General features: G+C 70.7%; 21 protein-coding genes. 13 read left to right on the forward strand and 8 right to left on the reverse strand.

The window, feature by feature from the left end:
- Positions 1 to 76 precede the first annotated feature (76 nt).
- From ACYVKI_RS00895 to ACYVKI_RS00905, 3 genes are all read right to left on the reverse strand, one after another.
- The gene (locus tag ACYVKI_RS00895) at positions 77 to 445 is read right to left on the reverse strand and encodes a hypothetical protein (protein ID WP_460688466.1); all 369 of its coding nucleotides are present in this window, start codon (positions 443 to 445) and stop codon (positions 77 to 79) included.
- 227 nt (positions 446 to 672) lie between these two features.
- Positions 673 to 1,464 (reverse strand): hypothetical protein, encoded by a 792-nt coding sequence (locus tag ACYVKI_RS00900; protein WP_460688467.1) that lies wholly within the window; start codon positions 1,462 to 1,464, stop codon positions 673 to 675.
- Complete coding sequence (locus tag ACYVKI_RS00905; RefSeq protein WP_460688468.1) at positions 1,461 to 2,246, reverse strand: SDR family NAD(P)-dependent oxidoreductase; 786 nt, start codon at positions 2,244 to 2,246, stop codon at positions 1,461 to 1,463. The genes ACYVKI_RS00900 and ACYVKI_RS00905 overlap by 4 nt, the downstream gene beginning before the upstream one ends.
- 345 nt (positions 2,247 to 2,591) lie before the next feature.
- Between ACYVKI_RS00905 and aceA the strand changes: the two genes are divergently transcribed.
- The 3 genes from aceA (at position 2,592) to ACYVKI_RS00920 (ending at position 6,394) form a co-directional block, all read left to right on the forward strand.
- Entirely contained in the window at positions 2,592 to 3,887 is a 1,296-nt protein-coding gene (gene aceA / locus ACYVKI_RS00910) for an isocitrate lyase (RefSeq protein WP_460689370.1), read from the forward strand.
- Positions 3,888 to 3,964: 77 nt separating this feature from the next.
- Entirely contained in the window at positions 3,965 to 4,540 is a 576-nt protein-coding gene (locus tag ACYVKI_RS00915; RefSeq protein ID WP_460688469.1) for a hypothetical protein, read from the forward strand.
- Between the two features lie 297 nt (positions 4,541 to 4,837).
- Positions 4,838 to 6,394, forward strand: coding sequence for a helix-turn-helix domain-containing protein (locus ACYVKI_RS00920; protein ID WP_460688470.1), 1,557 nt, complete (start codon positions 4,838 to 4,840; stop codon positions 6,392 to 6,394).
- Between the two features lie 53 nt (positions 6,395 to 6,447).
- Here the strand turns inward: ACYVKI_RS00920 and ACYVKI_RS00925 are convergent, their stop codons facing one another.
- Complete coding sequence (locus ACYVKI_RS00925) at positions 6,448 to 7,818, reverse strand: MFS transporter (RefSeq protein ID WP_460689371.1); 1,371 nt, start codon at positions 7,816 to 7,818, stop codon at positions 6,448 to 6,450.
- 258 nt (positions 7,819 to 8,076) lie between these two features.
- Here ACYVKI_RS00925 and ACYVKI_RS00930 point away from each other — a divergent pair, with 258 nt between their 5' ends.
- The 5 genes from ACYVKI_RS00930 to ACYVKI_RS00950 all read left to right on the forward strand — a co-directional run bounded on the left by ACYVKI_RS00930 (position 8,077) and on the right by ACYVKI_RS00950 (position 14,339).
- A complete protein-coding gene (locus ACYVKI_RS00930) occupies positions 8,077 to 8,856 on the forward strand; it encodes a LamB/YcsF family protein (protein WP_460688471.1) in 780 nt (259 codons plus the stop codon).
- Between the two features lie 10 nt (positions 8,857 to 8,866).
- Complete coding sequence (locus tag ACYVKI_RS00935; RefSeq protein WP_460688472.1) at positions 8,867 to 10,612, forward strand: 5-oxoprolinase subunit B/C family protein; 1,746 nt, start codon at positions 8,867 to 8,869, stop codon at positions 10,610 to 10,612.
- The gene (locus tag ACYVKI_RS00940) at positions 10,609 to 12,384 is read left to right on the forward strand and encodes an acetyl/propionyl/methylcrotonyl-CoA carboxylase subunit alpha (RefSeq protein WP_460688473.1); all 1,776 of its coding nucleotides are present in this window, start codon (positions 10,609 to 10,611) and stop codon (positions 12,382 to 12,384) included. Before ACYVKI_RS00935 ends, ACYVKI_RS00940 begins: the two co-directional genes overlap by 4 nt.
- A gap of 137 nt (positions 12,385 to 12,521) precedes the next feature.
- Positions 12,522 to 13,211, forward strand: coding sequence for a GntR family transcriptional regulator (locus ACYVKI_RS00945; RefSeq protein ID WP_460688474.1), 690 nt, complete (start codon positions 12,522 to 12,524; stop codon positions 13,209 to 13,211).
- 261 nt (positions 13,212 to 13,472) lie between these two features.
- On the forward strand, positions 13,473 to 14,339 hold the full coding sequence (locus tag ACYVKI_RS00950; RefSeq protein ID WP_460688475.1) for an urea carboxylase-associated family protein: 867 nt from the start codon (positions 13,473 to 13,475) through the stop codon (positions 14,337 to 14,339).
- Between the two features lie 202 nt (positions 14,340 to 14,541).
- Here the strand turns inward: ACYVKI_RS00950 and ACYVKI_RS00955 are convergent, their stop codons facing one another.
- Together ACYVKI_RS00955 and ACYVKI_RS00960 are read right to left on the reverse strand one after the other, a co-directional pair.
- Complete coding sequence (locus ACYVKI_RS00955) at positions 14,542 to 15,330, reverse strand: putative hydro-lyase (RefSeq protein WP_460688476.1); 789 nt, start codon at positions 15,328 to 15,330, stop codon at positions 14,542 to 14,544.
- Positions 15,331 to 15,385: 55 nt separating this feature from the next.
- The gene (locus ACYVKI_RS00960; RefSeq protein ID WP_460688477.1) at positions 15,386 to 16,621 is read right to left on the reverse strand and encodes an NRAMP family divalent metal transporter; all 1,236 of its coding nucleotides are present in this window, start codon (positions 16,619 to 16,621) and stop codon (positions 15,386 to 15,388) included.
- 250 nt (positions 16,622 to 16,871) lie between these two features.
- Here ACYVKI_RS00960 and ACYVKI_RS00965 point away from each other — a divergent pair, with 250 nt between their 5' ends.
- The gene (locus tag ACYVKI_RS00965; RefSeq protein WP_460688478.1) at positions 16,872 to 18,164 is read left to right on the forward strand and encodes an FAD-dependent oxidoreductase; all 1,293 of its coding nucleotides are present in this window, start codon (positions 16,872 to 16,874) and stop codon (positions 18,162 to 18,164) included.
- Positions 18,165 to 18,198: 34 nt separating this feature from the next.
- On the opposite strand, the gene ACYVKI_RS00970 is transcribed toward ACYVKI_RS00965, so the two are convergent.
- Positions 18,199 to 19,095 (reverse strand): LysR family transcriptional regulator, encoded by an 897-nt coding sequence (locus tag ACYVKI_RS00970; RefSeq protein WP_460688479.1) that lies wholly within the window; start codon positions 19,093 to 19,095, stop codon positions 18,199 to 18,201.
- Positions 19,096 to 19,231: 136 nt separating this feature from the next.
- On the opposite strand from ACYVKI_RS00970, the gene gabT reads away from it, so the two are divergent.
- The 4 genes from gabT to ACYVKI_RS00990 all read left to right on the forward strand — a co-directional run bounded on the left by gabT (position 19,232) and on the right by ACYVKI_RS00990 (position 24,383).
- On the forward strand, positions 19,232 to 20,551 hold the full coding sequence (gene gabT / locus ACYVKI_RS00975; protein ID WP_460688480.1) for a 4-aminobutyrate--2-oxoglutarate transaminase: 1,320 nt from the start codon (positions 19,232 to 19,234) through the stop codon (positions 20,549 to 20,551).
- A 47-nt stretch (positions 20,552 to 20,598) separates the two neighbouring features.
- Positions 20,599 to 21,996, forward strand: coding sequence for an aldehyde dehydrogenase family protein (locus ACYVKI_RS00980; protein ID WP_460688481.1), 1,398 nt, complete (start codon positions 20,599 to 20,601; stop codon positions 21,994 to 21,996).
- A gap of 156 nt (positions 21,997 to 22,152) precedes the next feature.
- Entirely contained in the window at positions 22,153 to 23,613 is a 1,461-nt protein-coding gene (locus tag ACYVKI_RS00985; RefSeq protein WP_460688482.1) for an NAD-dependent succinate-semialdehyde dehydrogenase, read from the forward strand.
- Between the two features lie 26 nt (positions 23,614 to 23,639).
- Complete coding sequence (locus ACYVKI_RS00990; RefSeq protein WP_460688483.1) at positions 23,640 to 24,383, forward strand: cyclase family protein; 744 nt, start codon at positions 23,640 to 23,642, stop codon at positions 24,381 to 24,383.
- Between the two features lie 126 nt (positions 24,384 to 24,509).
- On the opposite strand, the gene ACYVKI_RS00995 is transcribed toward ACYVKI_RS00990, so the two are convergent.
- The gene (locus tag ACYVKI_RS00995; protein WP_460688484.1) at positions 24,510 to 25,487 is read right to left on the reverse strand and encodes a threonine ammonia-lyase; all 978 of its coding nucleotides are present in this window, start codon (positions 25,485 to 25,487) and stop codon (positions 24,510 to 24,512) included.
- Positions 25,488 to 25,550 lie beyond the last annotated feature (63 nt).

Consider the following 25,550-nt stretch of genomic DNA (forward strand, 5'->3'; position numbering starts at 1 on the left):
GACGACGATGGGCCGCCCCGAGAGTATCGGGGCGGCCCATCTTTCCTCGCCGCGCGTGCAGTGCGTCAGCGGAGAATCAGGCCTCGGCGTCCTTCCAACGACGAGCGCGGATGAAGGAGCGCACGCCGATGACGATGTAGACCACCAGCAGCACGAAGGTCACCGTGCTGACGATGACGGCGGCGGGCCGCTCGGCTTCTCCGGCGACCAGAGCGCCCAGCTGCATCACGTTCATCGAGGTGCCGATGACGCCGAGCAGGGCGACCACCAGGGCGATGTGGATGCCGATCTTCGCGCTCTTGAAGCCGATCAGGCCGCTGATCAGCAGCACCAGGCCGAGGAACGCCGGGATCAGGGCGGTCACGCTGGCGAACGAGGTGGCGGCGTAGGCGATGATGCCGAGCAGGATGAGGATCCCGCCCAGGCCGACGGTGATGCGGGGCATGGGGCTCCTTGGTGTCGGGGTGGGGAGGACGTCCTGTCCTCCATCGGTGCTGGACCGGACCTTCGGCCGGTCAGCCGAGAGGCTCGGCCCAGCGGTCTTCTACACAGTGTAGTAGACGGGTGTGGCGATGACGTCCCCGGTCAGGTCTGGTCTTGGGGCGTCTCCACGCAGGCCCGAGCGGCTCCGGAGGTTCCGGCCGCGTCCTCATGCGCGCGTGCCTGCCCCGCTCAGTCGACCTGAGTCCAGGTTCCGCAGGTCTCGGTGGTGAAGACCAGATGGTCGTCGACGTCGAGGGTGATGACCAGCGGCTCCCCGAAGCCGGGATCCTCTCGGGGGATGATCCCGGAGTCCCAGACCGTCCCCTCTCCGCGGAGGTCCGCGAAGATGTCCCACCAGCAGAACGGAGAGTCGACGTCCCAGGTCAGTTCATAGGTGCCGGGTTCGATGTGGCCGCCGATCACATACATCCCGGTGCCGAACTGCGTGGCCGGGCTCTCCGGGTAGGTGGCCTCCACGGGGAGCCACTCGCCGCAGTCGCGGGAGTCGACGACGTCGCCCTCCTCCAGGACGGCGATGCCACGGTCCTCCGCCCCGGTGCGCAGCACGGTCGACTCCGAAGCGTCGGCGTAGATGACGTAGAAACAGGTGGCGTCCTCGGGGCCGGAGTCCGGATCCTGGCGATAGGACCCGGGGACGATGTCTTCGCCGACGACCATGCTCTCACCGTCGGAGAACGCGGCCCCTCCGGGCGGCAGCAGGTCCTCGTCAGCCACTGCGTCGGGCCTGGCGTCGAGGTCGGGTCCTTCGGGGGAGGGGTCTCCTCCTCGGGCGTCCCCGGGGTCGGCGATGTGCTGCGGGGACCGGCTGACGGAGGTGCTGGTCAGCACCAGGGTCACGACGAGGGTCGCGAACAGCACGGTCAGTCCGGCGATCAGCGACAGCCCCCACCGGTGAGTGGTGATGAACCCCGGCGGCTGGGCGGCCTCAGCTGGGCCGTCCTCCGGAGACGCCGCACTCATCGCGGCTCGAGCCGCACCGCACCGTCGAGGCGGATGACCTCGCCGTTGAGCATCGGGTTCTCGATGATCTGGCGGACCATCAGCGCATAGTCTTCCGGGCGGCCGAGCCGCGCGGGGTGTGGAGTCTTGGAGGCCAGTGACTCCCGAGCGGCTTCCGGAAGACCCGCCATCATCGGCGTCTCGAACAGCCCTGGGGCGATCGTCACCGTGCGGATCTGCGACGACGCCAGCTCCCGAGCGACCGGCAGTGTCATCGACGCCACCGCCCCCTTGGACGCGGCGTAGGCCACCTGGCCGATCTGTCCGTCGAAGGCCGCCACGGAAGCGGTGTTGATCAGCACGCCGCGATCTTCCCCGTCGGGCTCGTTCTCCCGCATCGCGGCTGCGGCCTGGGCCATGAAGTTCATGGTGCCGCCCACATTGATCGACAGCACCGTCATGAAAGTCTCCACCGGCAGTGTGCCGCCGCGCCCCACCAGCCTGCCGGGGGTCGCGACGCCGGCGCAGTTGACCACCACCCGCAGGGGAGCCAGCTGCTGGGCGATCTGCACGGCGCGTGCCGCCGTCTGCGGGTCGGTGACGTCTCCGGGGCAGAATCGGGTGCGCTCGCCGATGCCGGCCACGGACTCTGCGCGTGTGCCGCTCTCCGGGTCGGCGCCCTCAGTGTCGGGAAGGTCCACGACGACGACGGCGGCGCCGGCCTCGTGCAGGGTCCGGGCGGTCGCATGGCCCAGACCTGAGGCTCCTCCGGTGACGATCGCGCTGGCGTGGGTCAGGTCCATGGGTCTGGTCCTCTCTTCGGCGTCGTGTCGTGCACATCACCAGCCTACGGGGGTCCCGGGGGATGGCTCAGCAGGCGAGAGGGCGGCTCGTCGTCGTGCTCTTCCTGGGGATCTTCGCATGGCTGAAGCGTGTTTGTCTTCTCCGGGGCGCCTGTCGCGACCGTAGGTAAGTTACTTCCGAGGAATCTTTCGATATCGCGAAGAAGTGAAGATCTTTTCTCAACTTTCTCTGGCTCCGGGGTGGAAGAGGGGCCAAAACTGGAGTTGTACCAATCACCGGTCACCGCACTGGTCACCGATTCGAAGGAGAACACCGTGACTGCCACCGTCAACGCATCCACCGACATCCGCGGAGACTTCGAGGAGCGTGTCGAGCGCATCCAGCAGGACTGGGCGACCAACCCTCGCTGGAAGAACGTCCGCCGCGACTACACCGCAGAAGAGGTGGCCAAGCTTCAGGGCTCGGTGCAGGAGGAGCACACGCTGGCCAAGCGCGGCTCGCAGAAGCTCTGGGAGCAGCTCACTTCCGAGCATGCCGAGGGCACCTACACCAACTCTCTGGGCGCGCTGACCGGCAACATGGCTGTTCAGCAGGTCAAGGCGGGCCTGCGGGCCATCTACCTCTCCGGCTGGCAGGTCGCCGGTGACGCCAACCTCTCCGGCAACACCTACCCGGACCAGTCGCTCTACCCGGCCAACTCCGTGCCGAACGTGGTGCGTCGCATCAACAGCGCTCTGCAGCGCGCCGACCAGATCGAGTACCTCGAGGGCATCCGGACCGTGGAGGACTGGCTGGTGCCGATCGTCGCCGACGCCGAGGCCGGCTTCGGCGGTCCGCTCAACGCCTACGAGCTGATGCGGTCGATGATCGCGTCGGGAGCCTCCGGCGTGCACTGGGAGGACCAGCTCGCCTCGGAGAAGAAGTGCGGCCACCTCGGCGGCAAGGTGCTGGTCCCCACCGGGCAGCACATCCGCACCCTGCAGGCAGCCCGTCTGGCCGCCGACGTCGCGAACACCCCGTCGGTGATCATCGCCCGCACCGACGCGGAGGCCGCCACCCTGATCACCTCCGACGTGGACGAGCGGGACGCCGAGTTCCTCACCGGGGAGCGTACGGCCGAAGGCTTCTACAAGGTTCGCAACGGCATCGAGCCCTGCATTGCCCGGGCCAAGGCCTACGCGCCGTACTCGGACCTGATCTGGATGGAGACCGGCACCCCGGACCTGGAGTACGCCAAGCAGTTCGCCGAGGCCGTGAAGTCCGAGTTCCCGGACCAGATGCTGGCCTACAACTGCTCACCGTCCTTCAACTGGAAGAAGCACCTCGACGACGACACGATCGCGAAGTTCCAGCGCGAGCTGGGTGCGATGGGCTTCACCTTCCAGTTCATCACCCTGGCCGGCTTCCACGCCCTGAACTACTCGATGTTCGAGCTGGCCAAGGGCTACAAGTCCGAGCAGATGAAGGCCTACGTGGAGCTGCAGGAGAAGGAGTTCGCCGCTGAGGACCAGGGCTACACCGCCACCCGCCACCAGCGGGAGGTCGGCACCGGCTACTTCGACGCCATCTCCACCACGCTCAACCCTGAGTCCTCCACCGTCGCGCTGAAGGGCTCCACCGAAGAAGGACAGTTCCACTGATCCGCGTGGGAGCTCGGTGACGGCCTCGACGACGAGGTCGGCACCGCCCCGCCGCAGAATTTCTTGAGGAGACAGTCATGAACACCCCCGAACGCTCGATCACGATCAACGGAATCGCCCTGTCGGCACCGCGCGTGCCGCGCCAGAAGGAGGTTCTCACCGGCGAGGCCCTCAGCTTCCTGGCCGCGCTCCACGAGGAGTTCGGCGCCCGCGCCGCGGCCCTGGGCGTGCAGGGAGGTGCTGGCGCCGACCTGATCATCGAAGCCTCGTGGAAGGCCCTGATCACCAAGCAGCTGGCTGAGCCGATCCGTTCCATCGTCCGGCCCCGCTGCCTGGGCCGCCGCGAGGGCCGGATGTTCTACCGGGGTGAGGCGCTCTCCGCAGGACTGGTGGACTTCGGGATCCACATCCACCACAACGCCCGGCGTCTCCTGGCCGAGGGACGTGCTCCGTTCGTCGAGCTGCCGTCCTTCGAGCGGGAGGAGGAGGTCGCGTTGTGGCAGGAGATCTTCAGCCGCACCGAGCAGCTGATGGGGATTCCCGCAGGCACGATCCGGGCCATCCACCTGAACCCGCGGGCCGCCGCCGAGGCGCGGTCCGCCCAGACAGCCGGCATCACTGGGAGCCGGCGGCTCGCCGGAGCGGCAGCCTAGGGACCTGCCAGAGACTCCGTCGAGCCGGCGCCGTCCGGGATCCGCACCCTGAGGTCTGGTGCGGTTCACGGATCGACGCACCCGACCGCCGTCTGAGCCTTTCGAGGTCGGCTCAGGCGGCGGTCGGTTATGTCAGGCAGGGGAGCTCGCCAGCGCGCCCCTCGTCCGTCCGCCCCCTCGTCCGTCCGCGCCTCTGAGGAGAGAACGTGTGCCAGAGCCACGCAGCGACCCCCGCTGCTCCGGATCCCGCGATGCTGCGCCCGCAGAGGCGCAGGTCAGCTCTGTAGAATGAGCGCCATGAGGCCCGTGCGCGACCAGGCCCGCTCAGCGCGGAGGACGACGTCGGCCGATCCGGGGGACAGGATCCCCGCCGGTCGGGCCCACCTGCGCCCCGTCGAGGGCGAGACCGAAGGGGACGCCTCCCTCGACCTCATCGCCCTGGGGCGCCGGGTGCGGCATCTGCGCAAACAGGCCGGCATGACCCTGGACGACCTCGCCTCCCAGCTCGGCACCGCCCCCAGTCAGCTCTCCCTGCTGGAGAACGGCAAACGGGAGCCGAAGATCTCCCAGCTCAATCAGTTGGCCGGGGCCTTCGGCGTCACCCTCGACGACCTCTTCGGCGCCGAGCCGCCGTCACGCCGTGCCGCCTTGGAGATCGAGCTGGAGAAGGCTCAGCGTGGACCCCTCTACGCCGCGCTGAACCTGCCCACCGTGCGGATCAGCAGCCGGCTGCCCATGGACGTGCTCGAATCGCTGGTGGGGCTGCAGCGCGAGCTGCGTCGGCGCCTCGAGGAGCAGGCGGCCACCCCCGAGGAGGCTCGCCGGGCCAACACCGAGCTGCGTGAGGAGATGCGCGCGAAGAACAACTACTATCCGGAGATCGAGGCCGCCGCACAGGAGCTGCTCGACGCCGTCGGACACGGCTCCGGACCGCTGTCCCACCACGTGGCCGCCGACATCGCCGAGCACCTGGGGTTCACTCTGCGCTTCGTGCCCAACCTTCCGGACTCCACCCGCTCGGTCACCGACCAGCGCAACCGGATCATCTACATGACCCAGGGGCGCTCCCGGGACTGGGACGCCCGCCCGGTGCTGCTGCAGGCGCTGGGTCACCATGTGCTGGGACACACCGAGCCGCAGGACTATTCGGACTTCCTGCGCCAGCGGGTCTACACCAACTACTTCGCCGCCTCGCTGCTGATGCCGGAGCGCTCCACTGTGGCGTTTCTGCAGGACGCCAAGGCGCGCAAGGAACTGGCCATCGAAGACCTGCGGGATGCCTTCGCGGTCTCCTACGAGTCCGCCGCCCACCGGTTCACCAACCTCGCGACCGAGCACCTGGGCATCACGTGCCACTTCCAGAAGGTCCATGAGTCGGGCATCATCCACAAGGCCTATGAGAATGACGGGGTGAACTTCCCCGCCGACCATTCCGGGGCCATCGAGGGGCAGACCGTCTGCCGCTACTGGACCTCGCGCATGGTCTTCGACGTCGAGGACAAGTTCCGGTCGTTCAACCAGTACACCGACACCTCCGTGGGCACCTTCTGGTGCACCGCCCGCACCGAAGGCCACTCCTCCGGGATGTACTCGCTGAGCATCGGTGTGCCTTTCGAGCATGTGAAATGGTTCCGCGGCCGGGACACCACCGAACGCTGCACCTCCCGCTGTCCGGAGGATCCGACGTGCTGTCGTCAGCCTCCGCCCGAGCTGGCAGAGGTGTGGGAGGGCAAGGCCTGGCCGGCGGCACGGGCTAACACGCACCTGCTGGCAGCGATGCCGCAGGGCGCGTTCCCCGGTGTGGACACCACTGAGGTCTATGAGTTCCTGGAGCGTCACCAGGGCCGCGGCTGAGGCGGACGGCGGATGACTGAGCGGCTGGGTCAGCGGCTGGGTCAGCGGCTGGGTCAGCGGCGGCGCGGCCTGCGGCTCACACCCTGCTTGACGCTGAATCGGCCGTGCAGCATCCAGTAGAGGACCAGCGTGCAGGCCACCAGGGTCGCGCAGGCGGCGAACATGATCCGGTAGCTGCCGAACTCCACCAGGGGTCCCAGGACGAGGGGGGAGAGGCCGAAACCGGTGTCGAGCAGGATGAAGAACGTGGAGATGCCGATGCTGGTGCGAGTCGTGGGCAGCATGGAGGCGATCGTGGCCTGGAAGGCAGGCAGCAGGGCACCGAAGCCGAGGCCGGCGAGCACCCCGGCCACCAGGATCACCGCCTGGTTCGGCGACCAGGCCAGGAGTCCCAGGGAGACCGCGTAGAGCACGATGGTCGGGTAGACCACCACGTTGTCCCCGTACCGGTCCTGGATCCTGCCGGCGAAGAGTCGGGTGACCAGGACGGCGGCCGCGTAGATGATGAAGAACAGGGACGCGGCGGTGACCATGCCCTCGCTGCGGGCGAAGCCGTTGAGGAATGTCATGATGGAGGCGAAGCCGAAGCCCAGCAGCATGGCGATCGCCGCCAGCGCGAAGGCACGGGGCTCGATGATGTCCGCCGGGCGCAGCCGCAGCCGGTCCCGCCAGCGGTCGGGGACGTGCTCGGCCTCCGGCATGCGGATCAGCATCGCGGCGACAAGCCCGAGCACCGAGACCACCGAGGTGCTGACGAACATGGCCCAGAACCCCAGGTGCTGGGTCAGCTGCAGAGTCAGCATGGGGCCGATCGCCGGCGGGAGAGCCACCGCCAGCATGTAGTAGCCGGCACCTTCTCCGCGCCGTGAGGTGGGGATCAGGGAGAACACTGCGGCGTTGAGGGCCGTCTGTCCGAAGCCGAAGGCGACACCGTGGACCACGCGCAGAGCAATGAGCGCCTCATAGCTGTCCACCCACAGATAGGCCAGCCCGGCAAGCACATAGACAGCCAGGCAGACGATCATGGTGCGGCGTCGACCCAGGAACTCCACATACTTGCCCGCCGCGAACCGGGAGACCAGCGCGCCGATGACGAATGCTGAGGCGGCGAACCCTGCGGCGGTCTGGCCGCTGCGGAACTCTTCCACCGCGAAGACGGCCATGCCGGTGACCAGCATGTAGAACACCAGGGCGAAGACGACATTGATGACGATCGCCAGCAGAAAGTCCTTGGTGAACAGGCGCGGTCGCTCCAGGCGGGGCGGCGGGGCGTCGTCGGCTTCGACGGGCGCCGTCTCGTGGGGCTGGGTCTCGTCGGCCTGAGGCTCCTCGGCGGGGTCAGGCTGCTGGGGTGTCCGGCGCTCCGTGGTGTCTCCTCGTGATCGTGTCGGATCGTCGTGCCGGGTCGTGATGCGGCACGGAATGCATTATTCCATGGCACAACAAACTGATCCTCCCGATCGACGCCGTTCAGGGCGGCACTCAGGGGTCCACGTGTCCGGGTGACGCCCAGCTTCCCGCGCGCATCGAAAGATTGTTGAACAATCCTGAGTTCTGCGGCATGCTGGAGATCACGCACGTGATCTCGGTGACAGTCCCGCAGCGGGCCGTCCCGGGCGCTCACCAGCGGCACGCCAGCAGGACATCAGCAGCCCGCCGCGGCGGGCAGGGGAGGAGCACCCATGGCAGCCACCACCGGCGCACCGCGCATCGACCTCAACTCCGACGTCGGAGAGTCCTTCGGCAACTGGCGCATCGGCGACGACGGCGCCATCCTGCAGATCGTCTCCAGCGCCAACATCGCCTGCGGCTTCCACGCCGGGGACCCGCTGACCATCCAGGGCACCGCCCGCATCGCCGCCGAGCACGACGTCGCCATCGGCGCCCACATCGGCTACCGCGACCTCGCCGGCTTCGGGCGCCGGCACCTGGAATGCTCCTACGACGAGCTCGCCGCCGATGTCCGCTACCAGCTCGGTGCCCTGCAGGCCATGGCCGGGGCCGCAGGAGCCCGGATCCGCTACGTGAAGCCCCACGGGGCCCTCTACCACTCGATGATCGCCCACGAGACCCACTCGCGAGCCGTCATCGACACACTCGCCGACTACGATCCGGAGCTCCCCGTCCTGCTGCTGCCGGGCTCGGTGGCCCTGCAGCACGCCGCGGAAGCGGGACTGCGCGGCGTCGCCGAGGCCTTCGCGGACCGGAACTACAACCCCGACGGCACCCTCGTCTCGCGCCGCGAGCCTGACGCCGTCCTGCATGACACCGCTCAGGTGGTGGAGAACATGCTGCGCCTGGCCCAGGACCGGGAGATCATCGCCCGTGACGGCACCCGCGTCCCCGCCGACGCCGAATCGATCTGCGTCCACGGCGACACCACCGGCGCGGTGGAGATGGCCCAGGCCGTCCGCGCCGCGCTGGAAGAGGCCGGCGTCGAGATCCGCAGCTTCGTGGCATGACGGCGGCACCATGAACGCGATCCTCGACATCCGCGACGCCGGGCCGCGCGCCCTGCTGCTGGAGTTCGCCGACCTCGACGACGTCCTGGCCCACCACCAGCACCTGAGGCAGCACCCCCTGGCCGGCCAGCGGGAGGCCGTGGCCGGCGCCCGCACTGTGCTGCTGCACTTCGATGCCCCCGAGGCGGCGCGGCAGGCCCGACACGCGCTGGACACGCTCACCGTCGGGGCCTTCTCCGCCCGGGACTCCCAGGTGGTGGAGCTCGAGGTCGTCTACGACGGTGAGGACCTCGCTGACGTGGCCGCCGGTGTGGGTATGAGCGTGGAGGCGCTCATCACCTGGCACACCGGCACCGAGCTCACCGGCGCCTTCGGCGGATTCGCCCCCGGCTTCACCTACTGTGTGCCCGTGGATCCCACCAGCGCCCTGGAGGTGCCGCGCCGGGACACGCCCCGCACGGCGGTGCCGGCCGGGTCGGTGGCGCTGGCCGGCGAGTTCTCCGCGGTCTATCCGCGGGTCTCGCCCGGCGGGTGGCAGCTGATCGGACGCACCCCGGCCCGCATGTGGGACCTGGACCGGGAGCAGCAGGGCGGCTCCCCGGCCCTGGTGCGCCCCGGCGACGTCGTGCGGCACTGTGCGGTACGCGAGACCGCCCGGGTGCGCGCCCCCGCCCCGGAGGCTGGACAGGACCCCACCGACACCCGTGACGGCGCCGGCGTCGCCTCCCCAGCCGACGACAGCGCCTGCGAGGAGGCCCTCGAGGTCCTTGACCCGGGCCTGCAGACCCTCCTCCAGGACCTCGGCCGCGAGGGGCTGAGCGACCTCGGCGTTTCCCGCGCCGGAGCGGCCGACGAGGCTGCCATGCGGCAGGGGAACCGACTGGTCGGCACCGCCGCCGAGGCTCCGGTGCTGGAGGTGCTGCACGGCGGGCTGCGGCTGCGGGCCGCACAGAGCCTGGTGCTCGCCGTGACCGGAGCGGAGGTGCCGGTGAGCGTCACCGATGCCGGCGGCGGCTCCCGCACCCCCGGGATGCGGGAGCCCTTCCTGCTCACCGCCGGAGACACCGTCCACCTGGGTGCCCCGCACCGGGGGCTGCGGGCCGTGGTCGCGGTCCGCGGCGGATTCGCCGCCGAGCCGGTGCTGGGCAGCGCCTCGGCCGACACGATGTCCGGCCTGGGCCCCGCGCCCCTGCAGGCCGGGGACCGGCTGGGGATCGCTGACGCTGTGGTCGCCCCGGTGGGAGAGCCCGAGCCCACCACCCTGCCGGAGGCCGAGCCCGACGGCGCGCTCGCTCTGCGGTTCACCCGAGGGCCGCGGGACGACTGGTTCGCCGAGGAGGAGATGCACCGTCTGCAGACCCAGCGCTGGACGGTCACCCCGGAGTCGAATCGCATCGGGATCCGGTTCGGACTGCCCGCCGCCGCGGAGGACGGCACGGAGGACGCTCTGGAACCCCAGCCGCTGGAGCGCGCGCGTGACGGCGAGCTGCCCAGCGAGGGCGTGCCGCGCGGGTCCCTGCAGATGCCCCCGGCCGGGCTGCCCGTACTCTTCCTCCACGACCACCCGGTGACCGGCGGCTACCCGGTGATCGGCGTCGTCATCGAGGAGGACCTGCCGGCCGCCGCCCAGCTGGCCCCCGGCGACGTCGTCGCCCTGCGTGCCGTCGACCCTGTGACGCTCCTGCCCGCCGGCACCGCACCCGCTGACACCAGACCCGCCCACCGGACACCCTTCACCTGCGAGGATCCCGCATGACCACCCTGCTCATCGCCAACCGCGGAGAGATCGCCGTCCGCATCATCCGCGCCGCCGCCGAGCTCGGCCACCGCACTGTGGCCGTCTATGCCGACCAAGACGCCGCCGCCCTGCATGTGGAGCTGGCCGACGTCGCCGTCGCCCTCCACGGCACCACGGCGGCCGAGACCTACCTGCATCAGGAGAAGATCCTCGCCGCCGCGGCCGAGACCGGAGCCCAGGCCGTGCACCCCGGCTACGGGTTCCTCTCCGAGAACGCCGACTTCGCGCGCGCCGTCGAGCGGGCCGGCATGATCTGGGTGGGGCCCGCTCCGGAGACCATCGAGCAGCTCGGCGACAAGGTCGCAGCCCGGGAGCTTGCGGTGTCCGTCGGGGCGCCGCTGGCCCCCGGCACCGATGGTCCCGTCGAGGGTGCTGCCGAGGTGCGCGCCTTCGCCGCCGAGCACGGACTGCCCGTGGTCATCAAGGCCGCCCACGGCGGCGGTGGGCGCGGCATGCGCGTGGTGCGGGAGACCGGGGAGATCGACGACGCCTACGCCTCGGCGGTCCGCGAGGCCGAGGGCGCCTTCGGCCGAGGGGAGTGCTTCGTGGAGCGGTTCCTGGACCGCCCCCGCCACGTGGAGGCCCAGGTGGTGGCCGACGCGTCCGGAGAGGTCGCCGTCGTCGGGATCCGCGACTGCTCCCTGCAGCGCCGGAACCAGAAGCTGGTGGAGGAGGCCCCCGCGCCGTTCCTGTCCGCCGAGCATCGGCTGGCTGTGCTGGACTCGGCCGCGGCGATCTGCACGGCCGCCGGCTACGTGGGCGCCGGGACCGTGGAGTACCTGCTCAGCCCGGACGGGGTGCTCAGCTTCCTGGAGGTCAACACCCGTCTGCAGGTGGAGCACCCGGTCACCGAGGAGACCTCCGGAGTGGACCTGGTGGCCGAGCAGCTGCGCATCGCCGCCGGCGAGCCGCTGAGCACCGCGGCCCGCGACGCCGCCGCCGTGCTGCGTACCACCGGCGTCCCGGCGGGCGGGCACGCCATCGAGTTCCGCCTCAACGCCGAGGAGCCCGCCCACGGCTTCCTGCCCACCCCCGGGCCCGTGGAGCTGCTGCAGCCGCCCACCGGGCCCGGCATCCGCCTGGACACCGGAATCCGCAGCGGTGACGAGGTCTCCGGGGCCTTCGACTCCCTGATCGCCAAGCTGATCGTCACCGGGCCGGACCGTCCCACCACGCTGCGGCGGGCCCGCACCGCGCTGGCCGAGATGCGGATCGAAGGCCTGCCCACCGTGCTGCCCTTCCACCGCGCGGTGCTGGAGGCGGACGACTTCCTCGCCGCCGACGGCGCCGAGAGCTTCCGGGTGCACACCCGGTGGATCGAGACCGAGTTCGAGGCCGAGCTGGCCGAATCCGAGCACCTGGCAGCCGCCGTGCGGCACCGGGAGCAGGGCATGCGCCGGACCACCGTGGAGATCGACGGACGCGCAGTGAGCCTGGGGCTGCCCGCCGCCCTGCTGGGCCTGTTCGGCTCCGTCGGTGCGGACCAGGCCGCTGAGTCTGCTGACGCCGCGGCCGACGACGGCGCGGTCACCTCACCGGTGGCCGGCACCCTGGTCAGCTGGGCGGCCGAGGACGGCGCTGCGGTCGAGGAGGGGGACGCCGTCGCCGTCGTGGAGGCCATGAAGATGGAGTCCACCGTGCGCGCCCCACGGGTCGGCACGCTGCGCCGCGAGGCGCTGGACGCCGGAGCCTCCCTGACGGCGGGCCAGATGCTGGCACGGCTGGACTGACGGTCATCGCCGGAGGACGGCCCGCCTCATGTCCGGCATGATCCTGAGGGCCCTCAGCGTGCACAGACCGATAGGTTGGTGTCATGCACGGCACACAGCAGGGGGTCCGGGAAGCGACCACAGACAGGAGGCCGCCCATGAGCGAGGCGGCGCTGGAGGAGCTGCTCACCGACGAGGCGGTGCGCCGGGGCCCGGGCGATCATGCGCATGTCCCGGACCGGGTGGCGGACATCCTGCGTCGGCTCATCGCCTCCGGGAGCATCCTGCCCGGGACGAAGGTGCCTGAGATCCGCACCACGCAGCTGCTCGGCGTCTCCCGGCACACCCTGCGCACCGCCTTCCAGACGCTTGCCGCCGAAGGGCTGGTGGAACGCCGGCCCAACCGCGGGGTCTTCGTCCACTCGCCCACGGTAGAGGACATCCGGGAGACCTACCGGGTCCGCCGCGTGGTCGAGATCGGCGCCGTGCGGCAGGGCACCTTCGACCAGCAGGCGCTCGAGGCGCTGGAGACGCTCCTCGCCGCAGCCCGGACCGCCGTCGCCGTCGAGGACCTGCCCGCCGTCGCGCAGGCCAACCAACAGTTCCACCGGCTGATCATCGCGCAGGTGGGCAGCGACCAGCTGAGCAGCTTCATGGAACAGATCCTGGCCCGCATGCGCCTGGTCTTCCACACGATGCGTGACGAACCGACGTTCCACGCGTTCTACCTGGAGCGCAACGCCCGGCTCACCGAGCTGCTGCACCGCGGAGACCGCGCCGCCGCCGAGACCTACCTGGCCGACTACTTCGACGCCGCGGAGCAGCAGCTGCTCGAGAGGATGGGCTGACTCGTCACCCTGTTGAGATGGTGCGTTTCCGCCGGAACGAGGCCCTCAGAGCGGGAGTTCGGGCGGAAACCCACCCTCTCAACCGTGCGGTCAGTGTCGGTGCCGGGCGAGGGCCAGCAGGGCGTACATGGCTCTGACACGTGAATTCCGATGAAGCATGCCGGGGCGGGATCGTCAGCCGATGCGTCAGGATGGGACGGATCAGGCGAAGCCGGGGCACGAGGCTCACAGGCCGCCCGTCCGATGACCGCAGGAGGCTCCATGCCAGCCCCAGAGAAGCCGTCACCACGTGTCTACACCCGTGACGCCGCCTACAGGTCCCCGCCCGGTGGCGCGCTCGACGTCGATCGCGGCCTCTACGACCGGATCGCTGCGGCCGAGCGGCGCCTGGTCCAGGATTTCGAGGTGCCGGTGCGCTCCGGAGTCGCCTGGGAGGTCCCGGCGGGGCATGTGGTGCGGCTGCGCCAGGTGGACGGGCCACAGGTGGGGGACCTGAACCTGTGGAACCGGCATGACCCGCGGGAACGGTTCTGGGCCGCGCGCACCCGGCAGCTGCAGCGATCCTCGATGACCACCTATGACCGGTTCTGGTCCACGCTGCCGCATCTGCGGCCGTTGGCGACCGTCGTCACCGACACCCTGGCCGACCACCCGGACGCCGCAGTGATCCATGACCTGCTGGGCACCCGCTGCGACCCGTACGTGAACCGGATGCTCACCGGGGAGGACTTCGACCGGCACTGCCACTCCAACCTCACCCGGGCAGTGCTGCCCTACGGGCTCACGGAGTACGACGTCCACGATGTGCTCAACGTCTTCCAGCTGGCCGGGCTGAACCACGAGCACCGCTACTTCATGGACGCCTGCCCGGCCCGTCCGGGAGACGTCTTCGAGTTCTTCGCCGAGGTGGACCTGCTCTGCGCGTTGTCCACCTGCCCGGGCGGGGACCTCTCGGTGCACATGTGGGGCCCGGAGGCGGCGTCCACGCAGGAGCAGCGGGAGCACTGTCACCCGCTGGGTGTGCAGGTCTTCGCCGTCGACGACGATGCGCTCGCCGGCTGGGAGCCACCGCAGCGGGCCGCCTACCACGGCGCGGACGGGCTGCACGGGCTGCACGGGCTGCGCTGACGTCACGGTTGACCCCGGATCGGTGGTCGCTGAACCTCGCTTCAGTGCGCGCTATCCGACCAACGCTCCGGGGACAACCGACGCCGAACAACGGCATGCCTCCGCGGTGTGGGCCCTTTTTGGCGCCTCAGAATGCGCGAAAAGGGCCCACACCGCGGAGGCGACAGGGTGAGCGGCGAGAGGCAACGGGGAGGGGCAGGTCTCAGGGCACCTGGAGCTCGGCGTCGGGCAGGTCGGTGATCAGCATGTATCCCGGAGCGTGGCTGATGGCCAGCTCGGGCTTCGACTCCATGACGGCGGCCTGCGGCGTCACCCCGCACGCCCAGAACACGGGGATCCAGCCCTCGGGAACGTCGACGGCGTCGCCGAAGTCCGGCTCCGACAGGTCCGCGATCCCCAGGGCCGCAGGGTCGCCCACGTGCACCGGCGCGCCGTGGACTCCCGGATAGCGGGAGGTGATGCGCACCGCGTCGGCCACCTGCTCGGCCGGGACCGGGCGCATGGAGACCACCAGTGGCCCGGACAGCGCCCCGGCGGGCTCGCAGCGCTGAGAGGTGCGGAACATGGGCACGTTCACCCCGAGGTCCATGTGGCGGACCGGGATCCCCGCGGCGCGCAGCGGGGCCTCGAAGGTGAAGCTGCAGCCGAGCAGGACGGTCACCAGATCCTCGCGCCAGTGCTCGACGGCATCGTCGGGCTCCGCCACCAGCTCGCCGTCGCGGTACACCCGGTAGGCCGGCACATCGGTGCGGATGTCTCCTCCGGCCAGCAGCGCGGAGGACACCTGCCCGGGCTCCAGCACGCCCAGCACGGGGCAGGCCTTCGGGTTCCGCTGAGCGAAGAGCAGCATGTCGAAGGCCAGCTCGCGCGGCAGCGCGAGCACATTGGCCTGCGCGAAGCCGGGTGAGAATCCGCTGGTGGGCACGCGCAGTCGAGCGCGGAAGGCCTGACGGGCCTGGGCGGGGGTCAGCGTCTCGGGTGCGGCGGTCATGGGGATCCTTCGTTCAGTGCTGAGGTCATGGTGGAGCCTTCGGCCACCGGCAGGCTCAGCCGGTCATCCACAGCTCGGCCAGACCGGTCAGGGAGTTCGCCCCCATGTAGAGCGTCAGCAGCCAGGCCAGCACGCCGATGATCAGCAGCCACCGGGGGTAACGGTAGCCCTGCAGGAGATCCCGACGGCGCCACGCCGCGTAGAGCACCACCGTGAAGCCCAGCGGGAGCACGACGCCGTTGAACGCCCCGGCCATGATCAGCAGGGTCTGCGGTGCCTGGCCGAGGGCGAGGAACACCGAGCAGGTCAGCACCAGGAAGCCGGCGAAGTACAGGTTCTTGGTCCGCTCCGAAGTCTTCGGCGTCGTCAGGAAGGAGACCGTGGTGAAGGTGGCGCCGAGGATCGAGGTGATCGCGGCGACCCAGAACACCAGGCCGAAGATGCGCAGTCCGATCTCGCCCAGGGCGGCGCCGAAGGCCTCGGCGGCCACGTTGTCCTCGGCCAGGCTCACTCCGGTGGTGACGACGCCGAAGATGGCCAGGAACAGCAGGAAGCGGATGATGCTGGCCACCACGATGCCCATCACGGAGGTGCGGGTGATGGCCCGGACGTTCTCCGGGCCGGTGTTGCCGGAGGCGATGAGCCGGTGGGCGCCCGCATAGGTGATGTATCCGCCGACGGTCCCGCCCACCAGCGTGGTGATGACGAAGAAGTCCACCTGCTCGGGCAGGACGGTCTGCTTCAGCGCTTCGCCCACCGGGGGCGCGGTGGTGATGGACATGGAGATCATCAGCAGGATCAGCAGCGCCCCGCAGGCGACGACGACACGGTCCAGGGCGATGCCGGCGCGCTTGGAGAGGAAGATCAGCAGGGCGATGGCCACGGAGAGGGCACCGCCGATGCGGGCGTCCAACCCAGCCAGCGCATTGAGTCCCATGCCGGCTCCGGCGATGTTGCCGATGTTGAACACCACACCGCCGAAGAAGATCAGCACCGCCAGCGCCCAGCCGATTCCGGGGAGGATCCTGTTGCCCAGGTGCTGGGCGTAGAGGCCGGAGACACCGATGACGCGCCACACGTTGAGCTGCACGGCGATGTCGATCAGCACGGAGACCAGGATGGCGAAGGCGAAGGCGGCGCCCAGCTGGTGGGTGAAGGTCGCCGTCTGGGTGATGAATCCGGGGCCGACGGCGCTGGTGGCCATGAGGAACATGGCGCCCAGCAGGGCTGTGCGTCGGGTGCGCCGACGCGTGGCGGCGGGTGCCGAGGTCTCGGCGGTGGTCTCAGCCATGGGATCGCTCTCCGGGTGGGGGCAGGTGGGTGGTCGGCGCGGCCTGCGCGTGAGTGGCCGCGAGGGGTCGGTCTCCGATGCCTCCGGTCTCTGTGACGCGCGTCTCCCACAGCGTAGTGGTTGTTCAACAATCCGGGCAATAGATTGTCCAACAATTTGGTTCAGCAGGGTGCGGTCCTCCTGCGGTCGGCGATGGCTGCCCGGTCCGGCAACCCTTGCCGTCGCCTGCGGCTCCGCCGAGGATGGCCGCATGTCAGAGGCACGCAGCTGCGTCATCGCCGGAGGCGGACCGGCCGGAATGATCGCTGGACTGCTGCTCGCCCGGGCCGGAGTCGACGTCGTCGTGCTGGAGAAGCACCAGGACTTCCTGCGCGACTTCCGGGGCGACACCATCCACCCCAGCACCCTGCAGCTCCTGGACGAGCTGGGGCTCATGCCGCGCTTCCAAGCGAGTGTGCCGCACCAGCGCGTCCAGGCGGCCCGTCTTCCTGCCTCCGACGGCGGCCGCGTCACCATGGTGGACTTCTCCCGCCTGTGTCATCCCTATCCCTACATCGCCATGGCCCCGCAGTGGGAGTTCCTGGACCTGCTGGCAGAGGCCGCCGCCGACGAGCCCAGCTTCGAGCTGCGACTGGGCACCGAGGTCACCGGGCTGCTCTGGGACGGCTCAGAGCCTGACGGGTCGCAGCACGACGACGACAGCGCCTCCAGCGCCTCCAGCGCCGCCCAGGTCACCGGCGTGACGGTGCGCGGACCGGCTGGAGACGAACAGATCCCCGCCCTGCTGACGCTGGCCGCCGACGGCAGGGCCTCGCGGGTGCGCGAGCTGGCCGGTCTGCGGGCGGTCTCGTTTCCGGTGTCGCTGGACGTCTGGTGGTTCCGGCTCGAGTCCAGCGGGACCCTCGACAGGTCTCTCGGCATGGCTGGGACGATACTGCCGAGCCTCACCAGCGCCCATCCGATCCTGCCCATCCCACGCGGGGGCTACGTCCAGGCGGCCATGCTCATCCCGAAGGGCGCAGATGCACGGCTGCGCGCCCGCGGGGTGGAAGCTCTGCGTGAGGAGGTCGCCTCCGCCGTGCCCGACTGTGCGGAGGCCGCCAGGCGGCTCCAGCTGGACGACGTGAAGCTCCTCGACGTGCGCATGGACCGGCTCACCCGGTGGTGGCGGCGCGGGATGCTGTGCCTCGGCGACGCCGCCCATGCGATGTCCCCGGCCGGGGGAGTGGGGGTCAACCTCGCCGTGCAGGACGGGGTCGCGGCCGCGACGCTGCTGGCGGAGCCGCTGCGCCGGGGTGTGATCACCGATGCCGACGTCGCCGCCGTGCAGCGCCGCCGCATGCCGCCGACCCGTCTCACCCAGGCGTTGCAGTCCCAGGTCCACCGGCAGCTGGAGGCCACCTTCGCCGCGGACGCCCCGCCGGAGGTTCCTGCGCCGGTGGCACGACTGGTGCGCAGGGTTCCCCGGCTCAGCGGACTGATGCCCTGGGTGATCGGCGTCGGTGTGCGCCCCGAGCACGCCCCGGCATGGGCGCGGCGCTGAGGCTGTCCGCCGTGTGAGCTCGGTGGCCGGGGCGTCAGTCCACCGTCGGCCCGTAGCGCTGGGCGCTGAAGTCCCGCAGTCGGGCCACCAGCCCTTCCAATGCCTCGGTGGCATGATGGCCCCGCCGCCAGGAGGCGTGCAGGCGGATGTGCAGCGGACAGCGGCCGTTCCCGCCGTCGGTGAGGATGCGCAGCGGCACCAGGGAGAAATGGGGGTCGTCGGTGACGACGGCGGCGCCGCGGCCGGCGGCGGCCAGCGCCTGGGCGACGCGGCCGTGCCGGACCTCCAGCAGGCTGCGCGGAGTGAGATCCGCCAGATCTAGGGCGGCGTCGAACAGGCGACGGGCCTTGAAGTCGGCGGCGGTGACCACCAGCTGCTCGTCGACCAGTTCCTCCAGCGGGATCTCCTCGCGGTCCGCCCAGCGGTGATCGGTGGGCACATAGGCCCACACCGGCAGCTGGGCGATCAGCCGGGAGGCGACATCGTCGCCCGGGGACTGCGGGGCGATGACCAGGTCATAGTCGGCCACCAGGCGGTGGGGGCGTTCGTCGCCGCCGATCTCCACCACTGAGGGCACCGGATCCTGGTGGGTGAAGGTCGCCACGAAGGGGGCGACGACGTCGATGAGCGTGGTCCGCGGCGAGGCCAGAGAGACCTTGCGCAGCTCCCCGGAAGCCAGCCGGTCCGCGAAGTCCCGGGCATGGGCGTGGGCCTGCAGCACCGTACGGGCGGTCTCTAGGAACTCACGGCCTTCGGGAGTCAGCCGCAGGCGTCCTTCGCCGCGGTCGAAGAGGGTGAGGCCCAGGTCAGCCTCCAGCCCGCGGATCTGCCGGGAGAGCGCGGGCTGGGTGATGTGCAGGGAGTCGGCGGCTGCGGAGACGCCGCCTTCTTCGACGACGGCCACGAAATAGCGGAGCAGACGGGAGTCCATGCCTCGAAAGCATACCCTGCATCAATCACAGGCATTAGACGGCATGAGCTGAATGGGGGACGATCACTGCAGGAGAACCATCGCCCGCAGCCGCGCCGACATCGGAGCCGGCCGGCCCGTCCCTCAAGGAGGACCCATGACTGCACTGCCCCAGTCCCGCCACCTGGCCACGGAGATCCCCGGCCCCCGGGCCAGTGAGCTGCTTGAGCGTCAGCGTGCCGCCGTGCCGGCAGGCGTGGCCTCCGTGATGCCCACCTTCGCGGTGCGCGCCGACGGCGGCATCATCGAGGACGTGGACGGCAACCGGCTGATCGACCTCGGCTCCGGCATCGCGGTGACCAACGTCGGCGCCTCCGCGGAGCGCGTGGTCGCCGGCGTCCAGGAGCAGGTCGCCCAGTTCACCCACACCTGCTTCATGGTCACCCCCTACGAGGGGTACGTGCGCGTGGCCGAGAAGCTCGCCGAGCTGACCCCCGTCGACGGCGAGGTGCGCACCGCCCTGTTCAACTCCGGCGCTGAGGCCGTGGAGAACGCCATCAAGGTCTCCCGCGCCTACACCGGCCGTCAGGCGGTGGCCGCGTTCGACCACGCGTACCACGGCCGCACGACTCTGACGATGGCGCTGACCGCGAAGAACATGCCCTATAAGCACAGCTTCGGCCCCTTCGCGCCCGAGGTGTACCGTGCCGCGGGCTCCTACCCGCTGCGTGACGGCCTCGACGGCGCCGCTGCGGCCGAGCGGGCCATCGACCAGCTGGAGAAGCAGGTAGGGGCGGAGAACCTCGCCGCCGTCATCATCGAGCCGATCCAGGGCGAAGGCGGATTCATCGCCCCGGCCCCGGGCTTCCTGCCGGCGATCGTCGAGTGGTGCCGCGCGAACGGCATCGTGTTCATCGCCGATGAGATCCAGACCGGCTTCGCCCGCACCGGCCAGTGGTTCGCCTGCGAGGACGAGGGCATCACCCCGGACATCATCACCACCGCCAAGGGCATCGCCGGTGGCCTGCCGCTGTCCGCGGTCACCGGCCGCGCCGAGATCATGGACGCCGCCCACCCGGGCGGCCTCGGCGGCACCTACGGCGGCAACCCGGTGGCCTGCGCGGCCGCCCTGGGCGCCATCGAGACCATCGAGGCCGAGGACCTGACCGCCACGGCACGTCGCATCGAGGAGATCGCCGCCGGCCGGCTGCGTGAGGCCCAGCAGAAGGACCCGCGCATCGGCGAAGTCCGCGGCCGCGGGGCGATGCTCGCCGTCGAGCTGGTGGACCCGGAGACCGGGGCCCCCGACGCCGCCCTGACCGGTGCTGTGGCGGCCGCCGCGCGTGCGGCCGGCGTCATCACCCTGACCTGCGGCACCTACGGCAACGTCATCCGCCTGCTGCCCCCGCTGACCATCGGCGAGGACCTGCTCACCGAGGGCCTGGACATCATCCTCGACGCGCTGGCCGCCGCCTGAGCCGGCGGCCCGCCCCACCCGCTTCACAACACCCTCTGGAGGACACCATGACTGAGTTCGAGGTCCGCAATCCCGCCACCGGTGCGGTGATCGACACCGTCCACGACCACACCGCCGAGGAGGCCGCCGCCCAGGTCGACGCCGCCCAGGCCGCCTTCGAGCAGTGGCGGACCGTGGCCCCGCGGAAGCGTGCGGAGATCCTGATGGCCGCCCACCGCGGCATGCTCGACGACGCCGAGCGGCTGCGCGACATCATCGTGGCCGAGAACGGCAAGTCGCAGGCCGACGCCGCCGCGGAGGTGGCCTACGCCGCCGAGTTCTTCCGCTGGTACGCCGAGGAGGCCGTCCGTGCCCCCGGCGAGTACGGGGTCGCCCCCGCCGGCGGTGTGCGCAATGTGGTCACCCGCCACCCGGTGGGTGTGGCGGTGCTCATCACCCCGTGGAACTTCCCGGCCGCCATGGCCACCCGGAAGATCGCCCCGGCGCTGGCCGCCGGCTGCACCGTGCTGCTCAAACCCGCCAGCGAGACCCCGCTGACCGCCCTGGCGATCGCTGAGATCCTGCAGCAGGCCGGCGTGCCCGAGGGGGCGGTCCAGGTGGCCGCCTCCTCCAGCGCCTCAACGGTGGTCTCCGCCTGGCTGGCCGACGACCGAGTCCGCAAGCTCTCCTTCACCGGCTCCACCGGGGTGGGGCGCCGACTGCTGGCCCAGTGCGCCGAGCGGGTGGTCAACACCTCCATGGAGCTGGGCGGCAACGCGCCGTTCATCGTGGCCGCGGACGCCGACGTCGAGGCCGCCGTCGAAGGCGCGATGGTCGCGAAGTTCCGCAACTCCGGCCAGGCCTGCACGGCGGCCAACCGGTTCTACGTCCACGCCGACGTCGCCGAGGAGTTCGTCGCGGCCTTCGGTCGGCGCATCGAGCAGCTGCAGCTGGGCGACCCCGCCGCCGGAGCGGGCATCGGCCCGGTCATCCATGCCCGGGCCGCCGCGGAGATCCGCGAGCTCATCGACGGTGCGGTGGCGCAGGGGGCGCGGATCGCCCACCAGGCTGCGCTGCCGGAGGGTGCGGGCCTGGACCACGAGGCGTTCGTGGCCCCGACCCTGCTGGCCGACGTGCCCGCCGACGCCGACATCCTGGGCCAGGAGATCTTCGGTCCGGTGGCGCCCGTGGTCATCTACACCGACGAGGAGGACATGCTCCGCCGCGCCAACGACGCCGAGGTGGGCCTGTCCTCCTATGTCTACGCCGGGAACCTTCAGCACGCGATGCAGATCGGTGAGAGGCTGGAGGCCGGGATGGTCGGCGTCAACCGTGGCATCGTCTCCGACCCGAGCGCACCCTTCGGCGGCGTCAAGCAGGCCGGCATCGGCCGTGAGGGCGGCAGCTTCGGGATCGAGGAGTTCACCGAGGTGCAGTACCTCAGCGTCGACTGGTCCGCCGTCTGATCCACGGCCCGACCCGCGGTCCGGCCATGGATCTGGCCACCGCCGTCCGTCCCGCCGTCCGTTCCGCCGTCGACCACGGCAGGGCGGACGGCGGGACGATCACTGTCCAGCTGGATGAGCCGTCACTGAAGAGCCGTCACTGAGGAGCCGAAGACGATGACTGAGACACACGCCGCGACGAGCACCGACTCGCGACCCGGGGGAAGCACCGGGGCAAGCCCCGCCTACCGGTCCCGTGACCCGCGCACCAACACAGTGCTGGAGACCTTCGACGTCGTCGACGACGCCCACCTGGAGGAGTCGCTGGCGGCCGGGTACGCGGCCCACGGGCCCTGGAGCGGCCTCGACATCGAGGACCGTGCCGTCTTCGCCCACCGGATCGCCGACCTGTTCGAGGAGCGCCGCACTGAGCTGGCGGTCATCGCCTCCACCGAGATGGGCAAGGCCCTGGATCAGGCTGACGGTGAGATCCAGGAGTGCATCGACATCTTCCGGTACTACGCGGTCAACGGCCCGCATCTGGGCGCGGACGAGGTCCTCAAGGTGGAGGAGGGGCGCCGCTCGGTGATCCAGAAGCGGCCGCTGGGCCTGCTGCTGGGCATCATGCCGTGGAACTTCCCCTACTATCAGATCGCCCGCTTCGCCGCTCCGAACCTGCTGCTGGGCAACGCGATCCTGCTCAAGCACGCCGAGTCCTGCCCGCGGGCCGCCCTGGCCCTGCAGCGGCTCGTCGACGATGCCGGCCTTCCCGCCGGGGTGTATCAGAACCTGTTCGTCACCCACGAGCAGGTGGAGCGGATCATCGGCGATCCTCGGGTCCAGGGGGTGTCCCTGACCGGCTCGGAGCGTGCCGGTTCCGCGGTGGCCGCCATCGCCGGGCGGCATCTGAAGAAGGTCGTGCTGGAGCTGGGCGGCTCGGACCCGCACATCTATCTCTCCGCCGACGACGTCGCCGCCGCGGCCCGAGAAGCGGTGGAGACGCGCCTGGACACCATGGGGCAGGCCTGCACCTCCAACAAGCGGCTGATCGTCGCCGACGACATCTACGACGAGTTCGTGGACACCCTGGTGGAGACCGTTGCCGGGCTGGAGCCGGGCGACCCGGTGGAGCCGCAGCCGGGACGCTACTATCCGCTGTCCTCGGAGGAGGCCGCCGTCGGGCTGCACGCCCAGCTGCGGCGCGCCGCCGAGCAGGGCGCGGTGATCCGTGCCGGGGGCGAGCGGCCGGACCAGCCGGGAGCCTGGCTGCAGCCGACCGTGCTCACTGATGTGACTGAGCAGATGGATGCCTTCCACGAGGAGCTCTTCGGTCCGGTCCTGACGGTCTACCGGGTGCGCGACGAGCAGGAGGCGGTGCGCCTGGCCAACGATTCGCCCTACGGCCTGGGCGGGGCGGTGTTCTCCCAGGATCGCGCCCAGGCGCTGCGCGTGGCCCAGCAGCTCGAGGTGGGCATGTCCAACGTCAATGTGGCCGGTTCTGAGGCGGCGGACATGCCCTTCGGCGGGGTCAAGCGCTCCGGCTTCGGCCGGGAGCTGGGCCCGCTGGGCATGGACGAGTTCGTGAACAAGCGGCTGCTGACCATCGTGGACCCGGAGATCGCGGGCGGCGAGGACTGAGCCGCCTGCGCAGGCTGAAGCCGCCGATGAAGAAGCCGCTGATGACGCCGCTGATGACGCCGCCGGAGGGGCCGGGGCTGCTCGACCTGAGCCGACCCGTCCATGACGCCATGATGGTCTACCCCGGGGACCCCGCGGTGGCGTTGGGGCCCGGGCTCACCCTGGCCGACGACGGCGTGGCCGTCGCGCGGCTGTCCTGCGGCACCCACACCGGCACACATCTGGACGCGCCGTCGCACACGGTGCCCGGAGGGCGGACGACCTCAGAGATCTCGCTGGAGGAGCTGGTGGGTCCCACTCTGGTGGTCCACGTCGACGCCGACGCCGGCCGGTTGGTCGCCCTGCAGCAGCTGGAGCCGCTGCTTCCGCCGCACGTGCCGCCCCGGGTCTTTCTCAGCTTCGGCTGGGACACCTTCTTCGGCACGGACCGCGCCCGGGAGCATCCGGGGCTGAGCGCCGAGGCCGCTGCGCTGCTGTGGACGCGGGGGATGAGGGTGCTGGGCACCGACGCGCTGAGCCCGGATCTGACCCACGGCCCCGAGGGGGAGGGCGACGGCGACACCAGCGACGGCGATACCTGCTCCGCCGCTCCCGCCGACGGGCCCGGCTTCCCGGTCCATGAGGTGGTGCTGGGGCAGGACGGGCTGATCGTGGAGAACCTGACCGGGCTGCGCGGGCTGCCGACCGGCGAACACACCATCGGCATCTTCCCGCTGCCGCTGGAGGAGTGCGACGGCGCCCCGGCCCGCGTGGTCGCCTGGGAGCGCTGAGGGCGCGGCAAGCACGTGCTGAGCACGTGCTGAGCACGTGCTGAGGTGGTCTGGAGTCGTGCGTGCTCGACTTGATCGAGGCGAGCACGCACAACGCCAGACCCCTTCAACGAGGGGGCCACTGACTCAGGGGCGCTGGGGCCAGCCCTGCAGGAACTCCGCGAACCGGTCGGCGTCGATGTTGCCGCCGGTGGCGACGGTCAGGACCTTCTTCCCGCGCAGATCCTCCAGCAGTCCCTGCTGGAACGCGGCGATGCCGACCGCCCCGGAGCCTTCGATCATCTGCCGGTGATGCCGGGCCAGCCAGGCGACGGCCTCAGCGATGCTGTCCTCGGAGACCGCCACGAAGTCGTCCACGTGTTCCAGTACGAGCTGCAGGTTCAGCTCCCCGATGTCTCCCGGCAGGCCGTCCGCCCAGGAGGACCGATAGGGGACGTCCACACGGTGCCCGGCGGCGAAGCTGGCGCCGAACTTCGCCGAGACCTCGGGCTGGACGCCGATGATCCGGATCCCCGGGCTGATCGCCCGGGCCGCCACGGCGATCCCGGAGATGAGTCCGCCCCCGCCGACCGGCACCACCAACGCCTCCAGGTCGGGGTGCTCCAGCAGCGCCTCCAGCGCCACGGTGCCCTGTCCGGCGATGATGCGCGGATCGTCATAGGAGTGCACATAGACCGCGCCGCGTTCCTCAGCGAGCGTCCAGGCGTGGGCTTCGGCGTCGTCGTAGGAGGCGCCGTGGACGATCAGCTCCGCCCCGAGCGTCCGCGCCCCTGTTTTCTTGGTCTCCGGGGTGGTCTCCGGCACCACGATCGTGGCCGGCACCCCCTGGGCCGCGGCCGCCCAGCTCAGCCCCTGGGCGTGATTGCCCGAGGAGGCGGTGACGACGCCGCGGGCGCGCTCCGCCGCTGTCAGCGAGTCCACGGTGTTCAGCGCCCCACGGGCCTTGAACGAGCCGGTGACCTGCTGGTTCTCCCATTTGATGAGCACCTCGGTGCCCGTCTCCGCGGAGAGCGGGGCGGAGGCCTCCACCGCGGTGGTGCGCACCCGGCCGCGCAGGCGGCGGTGGGCGGTGACGACGTCGAGCAGGCGCGGAGGACGGTTCATGGGACCTCGTTCTCAGGAAGATGATTCTCACTCGGATGGTACTCAGGAGGACCGCACTGGCGC

This window comes from Nesterenkonia suensis (assembly GCF_054782935.1).

Excerpts from the sequence above, each read along its gene's own strand:
- ACYVKI_RS00920 (WP_460688470.1), top strand. The coding sequence starts at position 4,838 with ATGAGGCCCGTGCGCGACCAGGCCCGCTCAGCGCGGAGGACGACGTCG.
- ACYVKI_RS00970 (WP_460688479.1), bottom strand. The coding sequence starts at position 19,095 with ATGGACTCCCGTCTGCTCCGCTATTTCGTGGCCGTCGTCGAAGAAGGC.
- ACYVKI_RS00895 (WP_460688466.1), bottom strand. The coding sequence starts at position 445 with ATGCCCCGCATCACCGTCGGCCTGGGCGGGATCCTCATCCTGCTCGGC.
- ACYVKI_RS00950 (WP_460688475.1), top strand. The coding sequence starts at position 13,473 with ATGCCAGCCCCAGAGAAGCCGTCACCACGTGTCTACACCCGTGACGCC.
- gabT (WP_460688480.1), top strand. The coding sequence starts at position 19,232 with ATGACTGCACTGCCCCAGTCCCGCCACCTGGCCACGGAGATCCCCGGC.
- ACYVKI_RS00955 (WP_460688476.1), bottom strand. The coding sequence starts at position 15,330 with ATGACCGCCGCACCCGAGACGCTGACCCCCGCCCAGGCCCGTCAGGCC.
- ACYVKI_RS00980 (WP_460688481.1), top strand. The coding sequence starts at position 20,599 with ATGACTGAGTTCGAGGTCCGCAATCCCGCCACCGGTGCGGTGATCGAC.
- ACYVKI_RS00995 (WP_460688484.1), bottom strand. The coding sequence starts at position 25,487 with ATGAACCGTCCTCCGCGCCTGCTCGACGTCGTCACCGCCCACCGCCGC.
- ACYVKI_RS00900 (WP_460688467.1), bottom strand. The coding sequence starts at position 1,464 with ATGAGTGCGGCGTCTCCGGAGGACGGCCCAGCTGAGGCCGCCCAGCCG.
- ACYVKI_RS00965 (WP_460688478.1), top strand. The coding sequence starts at position 16,872 with ATGTCAGAGGCACGCAGCTGCGTCATCGCCGGAGGCGGACCGGCCGGA.
- ACYVKI_RS00930 (WP_460688471.1), top strand. The coding sequence starts at position 8,077 with ATGGCAGCCACCACCGGCGCACCGCGCATCGACCTCAACTCCGACGTC.
- ACYVKI_RS00905 (WP_460688468.1), bottom strand. The coding sequence starts at position 2,246 with ATGGACCTGACCCACGCCAGCGCGATCGTCACCGGAGGAGCCTCAGGT.
- ACYVKI_RS00940 (WP_460688473.1), top strand. The coding sequence starts at position 10,609 with ATGACCACCCTGCTCATCGCCAACCGCGGAGAGATCGCCGTCCGCATC.
- ACYVKI_RS00990 (WP_460688483.1), top strand. The coding sequence starts at position 23,640 with ATGAAGAAGCCGCTGATGACGCCGCTGATGACGCCGCCGGAGGGGCCG.
- ACYVKI_RS00915 (WP_460688469.1), top strand. The coding sequence starts at position 3,965 with ATGAACACCCCCGAACGCTCGATCACGATCAACGGAATCGCCCTGTCG.
- ACYVKI_RS00960 (WP_460688477.1), bottom strand. The coding sequence starts at position 16,621 with ATGGCTGAGACCACCGCCGAGACCTCGGCACCCGCCGCCACGCGTCGG.
- ACYVKI_RS00985 (WP_460688482.1), top strand. The coding sequence starts at position 22,153 with ATGACTGAGACACACGCCGCGACGAGCACCGACTCGCGACCCGGGGGA.
- ACYVKI_RS00945 (WP_460688474.1), top strand. The coding sequence starts at position 12,522 with ATGAGCGAGGCGGCGCTGGAGGAGCTGCTCACCGACGAGGCGGTGCGC.
- ACYVKI_RS00935 (WP_460688472.1), top strand. The coding sequence starts at position 8,867 with ATGAACGCGATCCTCGACATCCGCGACGCCGGGCCGCGCGCCCTGCTG.